Raw genomic sequence first — 6,163 nt, forward strand, 5'->3', positions numbered from 1 at the left:
AAAAAACAAGACCTAACAGGTTTCTAAAACCTGTTAGGTCTATAAATCAGTTAATATAAACCTCAAATATTTAAAAATAGTACCCAAAAATATCAAATTATCGCCTTAAATTTGGGTCTTAAAATTTGATAAAAATGAACAAGCAATTAATAGAGTGCGTACCAAATATAAGTGAAGGAAGAGATTCGGCAAAAATTAAGGCTATTGCAGCTGTGGTTGAAACTGTAGAAGGTGTAAAATTATTAGACGTTGACCCGGGAAAAGCGACCAATAGAACGGTTATTACTTTTGTTGGAGAGCCTAAAAATGTAATTGAAGCGGCGTTTAGATTGATTAAAAAAGCTTCAGAGTTAATAGATATGAGCAAGCATACAGGTGAACATCCTCGTTTTGGAGCAACCGATGTTTGTCCGTTAGTGCCTATTGCAGGAATTACTTTAGAAGAAACCGCTGTTTTTGCACATCAATTAGGAGAGCGCGTTGGAAAAGAATTGGGGATTCCTGGTTACTTTTATGAAAATGCTGCAAAAGAAGAAAAACGTAGAAATTTAGCAAGTTGCAGATCTGGTGAATATGAAGGCTTGAAAGAAAAACTAGGAAATCCAGCTTGGAAACCAGACTTTGGACCTGCTGAATATAATGAAAGTGTTGCAAAAACAGGTGCTATTGCTATTTCTTCACGTGACTTTTTAATTGCCTACAATGTCAATTTAAATTCTACTTCAACACGAAGAGCCAATGCCATTGCTTTTGATATTCGTGAAGCAGGAAGAGTTGTTTATGAAGGTAATAAATTGTCAGGTAAACCTATGGTTGATGAGCATGGTGAAACATTACGTGTCCCTGGAAAACTAAAAGCTGTAAAGGGTATTGGATGGTTTATTGAAGAGTACGGAATTGCACAAATTTCTTATAACTTAACCAATATCAACATTACTTCTATGCACGTTGCTTTTGATGCAACTGTAGATTCAGCTATTGAAAGAGGTTTACGTGTAACAGGTTCTGAATTGATTGGATTGATTCCTTTAAAAGCGATGTTAGATGCTGGAGATTATTTTTTACGCAAACAACAACGTTCTCTTGGTATTTCAGAAGCAGAGAAAATTAAAATTGCCGTAAAATCATTGGGATTAGACGATTTAAAACCTTTCAATCCAAATGAAAAAATTATTGAATATGTTTTAAAAGGTGCAACAAAAAAACTGATTGATTTTACCGTTAGCGATTTTGCTGAAGAAACTGCAGGAGAATCTATGGCACCCGGAGGTGGTTCTATAGCTGCTTATGTGGGTGTATTAGGTGTTTCATTAGGAACTATGGTTGCTAATTTATCGGCTCATAAAGCTGGATGGGACAACAAATGGGAGTTTTATTCAGATTGGGCAGTAAAAGGGCAAGCTTATAAAAACAACTTATTGTATTTGGTAGATGAAGATACCAATGCTTTTAATAAAATTATTGACGGATTTAGAATGCCGAAATCAAATGCTGAAGAAATTGAACTTCGTAAACAGGCTATTGAAGATGCTACTAAATACGCTACTGAAATTCCGTTTCAAGTGATGGAAGCTGCTTATAATTCTATGGAAGTTATGCAAGCCATGATAAAAGACGGATTGCAAAGTTCATTGTCTGATGCTGGTGTTGGTATTTTATGTGCTAGAACAGCAGTTGTTGGTGCTTATTTTAATGTTCGTATCAATGCGAAAGATATAAAAGATCGTGTTTTTGCTGAAGAAATTTTAACCAAAGCAAAAGCCATTTATACCAAAACATTGGCCATTGAAAAAGAGGTCATGGATTATATTGATGGGAAAATGTAAAAACTTAAATAAGAAGATTAAACCTAACAGGTTTTAAAAACCTGTTAGGTTTATATTCAACATTATATTGTTGGTTAAAGAATATTTTTCAAATCTTGTTTTCCAATGATAGTCATTGAAAATCTTCGACAAGCCTGTACTAACATTGTCACACTGAGCTGAGCCTGTCCTGAGCTCTTGCCGAAGTGTATTTAGTTTAGAACAAATTAAAAAGTCTTCGACAGGCTCAGACTGACTTTCTTTAGCAATTTTAACACAGTTTAATAGTAAAATGCTTCAAATTAAATTTATAGTCCAAATCCATAATCGCGCTCAACTTTACATATTCTAACTTTAAATTGTTTATACCAAGTACTTCTACCCTTTTCCCTGGCTTCAGTATGATCTACATTTAGTTTCCAATGCTGAATTGCTTCTAAATTATTCCAATAGCTAACCGTTATTCCAAGTTCATTTCTAGCAGATTCAATGCCTAAAAAACCCTCTTGTTGTTCAGCTAATTCTACCATTTTATCTGACATATTATTATAATCCTTTTCTCCTTCAGTTCTAATTGAAGTGAAAATAACCGCATAATAAGGTGGTTTTGGTGTATTTGCAATCATATTATAAAAATAAAATTCTGTACTTTTGCACCCGATAAATGTACAAGAATGAGCGCACAAAAAAAAGTCGCATTTTACACACTTGGGTGTAAACTTAATTTTTCAGAAACTTCTACCATTGCCAGAAACTTTCAAAATGAAGGTTTTGACCGTGTTGAGTTTGATGAGAAAGCTGATATATATGTAATTAATACCTGTTCAGTTACTGATAATGCTGACAAACGTTTTAAATCTATTGTAAAATCGGCTTTAAAACAAAACGAAAATGCATTTTTAATTGCAATAGGATGTTATGCCCAATTGAAACCTGAAGAATTAGCAGCAGTTGATGGTGTTGATATGGTTTTGGGTGCTACTGAAAAGTTTAAAGTAACTGATTATATCAATGACCTGTCAAAAAATGAAATGGGTGAAATTCACTCTTGTGAAATTGAAGAAGCCGATTTTTATGTTGGTTCTTACTCAATTGGTGATAGAACACGTGCCTTTTTAAAAGTTCAGGATGGTTGCGACTATAAATGTACGTATTGTACCATTCCTTTAGCAAGGGGAATTTCAAGAAGTGATTCCTTAGAAAATGTTCTTAAAAACGCTAAAGAAATTTCAGAAAAAGGAATTAAAGAAATTGTATTAACTGGAGTAAATATTGGTGATTATGGTAAAGGCGAATTTGGAAACAAAAAACACGAGCATACTTTTTATGAGTTAGTTCAAGCTTTAGATACCATTGAAGGAATTCATCGTTTACGAATCTCATCTATTGAGCCCAACTTATTAACCAATGAAACTATTGAATTTGTTGCAACATCAAACAGTTTTGTTCCTCATTTTCACATTCCTTTACAAAGCGGAAGTGATACGCTGCTTAAATTAATGAAACGCCGTTATTTGCGTGAAACTTACGATAATAGAGTTACAGCCATTAAAAAAGTAATGCCAAATGCTTGTATTGGTGTTGATGTTATTATTGGTTTTCCTGGTGAAACTGACGAATTATTTTTAGAAACCTACAATTATCTAAATGAATTAGATATTTCATATTTACACGTTTTCACCTATTCAGAAAGACCAAATACCGAAGCAATTGAAATGGATGGCGTTGTTTCCAAAAAAGTACGAACAAAACGTAGTAAAATGTTGAGAGGACTCTCTGTAAAAAAACGTAGAGCTTTTTATGAAAGTCAGCTAGGAAATAAATTAACCGTTTTATTTGAAAGCGAAAACAAAGAAGGATTTATTCACGGTTTTACTGAAAATTATGTAAAAGTAAAAACACCTTGGAATCCTGAACTAGTAAACACACTTCATCATATTAAATTAAAAGAAATAGATGATGATGGAATTGTTCGCTTTGAATGGATAAATCAACCTACTTTTGTAAGTATATAAAAATGCATTGTTTTAAAAAATAAAATTTACATTCTAGAATGATACCTGAAACTGATTTATACACGTTTGCACTTTTAGTTTTTACGTCTTTTTTTACGATTATAAACCCGTTGGGAACTATGCCAATATTTATGTCGATGACAGCTTCTTTAAGCAAACAACGACGTAAACAAACTGCAAAGAAAGCAACATTAGTGGCTTTTTTCACCATTCTTGCTTTCGCTTTCTCAGGTCAAATTTTATTTAATTTTTTTGGAATATCTGTCAATAGTTTTAGAATTGTGGGTGGAGTTATATTTTTCACCATGGGTTGGGATATGTTACAAGCCAGATTAGGAAGTTTTAAGCATACTGATGATGAAAATAAAATTGATGCTTATGTCGAAGATATTTCAATTACTCCTTTAGCTATACCTATGATTTGTGGTCCAGGAGCTATCACTAATGCTATTATTTTAATGGAAGACGCCTCTGAAATGCCTCAAAAAATTGTTTTAATTTTAGTCATTGCAGTGATGTTATTATTAACATATTTAATTTTAGTTGGCGCAAGTCAAATTACCGAAAAATTAGGGTCAACAGGAAATAAAGTGATGATGCGTTTAATGGGATTAATTGTAATGGTAATTGCTGTAGAATTTTTCTTTAGTGGTTTAAAACCAATCATCTTAGGGATGATTAATAGTTAATGGATAATTCTAAAATACATATTTATTTTGTTCCCGGATTAGCAGCAAGTCCAAAAATATTTGAATACTTACAGCTTTCAAAAGACAAATTTGAGCTTCATTATTTAGAATGGTTATTGCCTCTTTCTGAAAAAGAATCAATTGAAGATTACGCAAAAAGAATGGCCGATTTGGTTACTGATGAAAACCCTGTTTTAGTTGGTGTTTCATTTGGTGGAATCATGGTTCAAGAAATGAGTAAGCATCTAAAAACAAAAAAAGTAATCATTATTTCAAGTGTAAAATCTTTAAATGAATTTCCAAAACGATTAAAATTTATACAAAAAACCAAAGCTTATAAATTATTTCCAACTAAAGTAATTACAAATATTGAAGATTTCTCAACGTTTGCTTTTGGTGATTTCGCCGAAAAACGTGTTAAATTATACAAAGAATATTTGTCTGTTAGAGATTCTAATTATTTAAATTGGGCTATTTATAATGTGCTTAATTGGAGACAACATAAACCTTCTGATAACGTTATTCATATTCATGGCGCAGATGATCATATCTTCCCTATAAAACATATAAAAGATTGCATTACAATTGAAAAAGGCACACATGTTATGATTCTTAACAAAGCAAAATCTATTAGTAAAATAATAACGGATTCGTTTTAATTGTTAAAATAACATTCTTAACACATTAATTTTAAAATTATTTGTAACTTAACATTTAACAAACACTATAAACTATGGACAAATCAATGAAAATTTTAGGCTTAGTCGCTGTTATAATGATAAGTTCACTATTAATTTTTGCAACAAAAACAACAAATTCAAATACTACTGCTGTCAGTGATAAAAACACCAGTGAATCGTATCAAATTAGAGCGTTAAAAATTCCAACAAATCTTAATTTTGCTGGTGAAGCAGTACCTCTTGAAAAGGAAGATATTAGAGAACGAGTTGACAAAGAATTATTAGTAAATACCTATTGGCAATCTAACGGGTTGCTTTTAATAAAAAGAGCACATAAATATTTCCCTATCATTGAACCAATTTTAGAAAAAAATGGAATTCCAAACGATTTTAAATACTTGGCAGTTATTGAAAGTGGTTTGCAAAATGTAACATCTCCTGCCGGAGCTCGAGGTTTTTGGCAAATAATGGAAGCTACAGGGAAAGAAAATGGATTAGAAATTAATGATAATGTTGATGAACGTTATCATTTAGAAAAAGCAACACAAGTAGCTTGTGATTATTTAAAAGCATCAAAAGAACGATTTGGAAATTGGACATTAGCAGCTGCAGCTTATAATGCTGGAAATTATGGTATTTCTAGTAAAATTGAAACTCAAATTGTTAGCAATTACTATGATTTATTACTTGCAGATGAAACAGAACGTTATATTCCAAGAATGGTTGCGTTAAAAGAAATATTATCAAACCCTGAAAAATATGGTTTTATATTTGATGATGAAGATTTATATAAATTAGAAGAAATTAGAATTATTGAAATAGATACTGAAATAGCCGATATTGCTCAATTTTCGAAAGATTTAGGCATCAACTATAAAGTATTAAAATTACACAATCCGTGGTTGCGAGAAAATAAATTAAATAATAAGTCAAGAAAAATGTATCAACTGAAAATTCCTACTGAAATCTAATAT

The 6,163-nt window shown here is 31.6% G+C and carries 6 protein-coding genes; 5 read left to right on the forward strand and 1 reads right to left on the reverse strand.

Annotated features, from left to right (window positions below; translation table 11 throughout):
- The first annotated feature begins 134 nt into the window (after positions 1–134).
- Complete coding sequence (gene ftcD / locus Q0352_RS02195; protein ID WP_299522911.1) at positions 135–1,826, forward strand: glutamate formimidoyltransferase; 1,692 nt, start codon at positions 135–137, stop codon at positions 1,824–1,826.
- Between the two features lie 287 nt (positions 1,827–2,113).
- Here ftcD and Q0352_RS02200 read toward each other — a convergent pair whose 3' ends face one another.
- Positions 2,114–2,431 carry an antibiotic biosynthesis monooxygenase gene (locus tag Q0352_RS02200; protein WP_299522914.1) on the reverse strand — a complete coding sequence of 106 codons (318 nt, stop codon included), beginning with the start codon at positions 2,429–2,431 and terminating at the stop codon, positions 2,114–2,116.
- Positions 2,432–2,479: 48 nt separating this feature from the next.
- On the opposite strand from Q0352_RS02200, the gene mtaB reads away from it, so the two are divergent.
- From mtaB to Q0352_RS02220, 4 genes are all read left to right on the forward strand, one after another.
- Entirely contained in the window at positions 2,480–3,820 is a 1,341-nt protein-coding gene (mtaB, locus tag Q0352_RS02205) for a tRNA (N(6)-L-threonylcarbamoyladenosine(37)-C(2))-methylthiotransferase MtaB (protein WP_299522917.1), read from the forward strand.
- A 38-nt stretch (positions 3,821–3,858) separates the two neighbouring features.
- Positions 3,859–4,509, forward strand: a complete 651-nt coding sequence (locus Q0352_RS02210) for a MarC family protein (protein WP_299522920.1) — start codon at positions 3,859–3,861, stop codon at positions 4,507–4,509.
- Positions 4,509–5,168, forward strand: coding sequence for an alpha/beta hydrolase (locus Q0352_RS02215; RefSeq protein WP_299522923.1), 660 nt, complete (start codon positions 4,509–4,511; stop codon positions 5,166–5,168). The genes Q0352_RS02210 and Q0352_RS02215 overlap by 1 nt, the downstream gene beginning before the upstream one ends.
- A gap of 74 nt (positions 5,169–5,242) precedes the next feature.
- The gene (locus Q0352_RS02220; protein ID WP_299522926.1) at positions 5,243–6,160 is read left to right on the forward strand and encodes a lytic transglycosylase domain-containing protein; all 918 of its coding nucleotides are present in this window, start codon (positions 5,243–5,245) and stop codon (positions 6,158–6,160) included.
- Positions 6,161–6,163 lie beyond the last annotated feature (3 nt).

The sequence above is a fragment of the uncultured Lutibacter sp. genome, assembly GCF_937891065.1.
Lineage (GTDB): Bacteria > Bacteroidota > Bacteroidia > Flavobacteriales > Flavobacteriaceae > Lutibacter.

Excerpts from the sequence above, each read along its gene's own strand:
- ftcD (WP_299522911.1), top strand. The coding sequence starts at position 135 with ATGAACAAGCAATTAATAGAGTGCGTACCAAATATAAGTGAAGGAAGA.
- Q0352_RS02200 (WP_299522914.1), bottom strand. The coding sequence starts at position 2,431 with ATGATTGCAAATACACCAAAACCACCTTATTATGCGGTTATTTTCACT.
- Q0352_RS02215 (WP_299522923.1), top strand. The coding sequence starts at position 4,509 with ATGGATAATTCTAAAATACATATTTATTTTGTTCCCGGATTAGCAGCA.
- Q0352_RS02220 (WP_299522926.1), top strand. The coding sequence starts at position 5,243 with ATGGACAAATCAATGAAAATTTTAGGCTTAGTCGCTGTTATAATGATA.
- mtaB (WP_299522917.1), top strand. The coding sequence starts at position 2,480 with ATGAGCGCACAAAAAAAAGTCGCATTTTACACACTTGGGTGTAAACTT.
- Q0352_RS02210 (WP_299522920.1), top strand. The coding sequence starts at position 3,859 with ATGATACCTGAAACTGATTTATACACGTTTGCACTTTTAGTTTTTACG.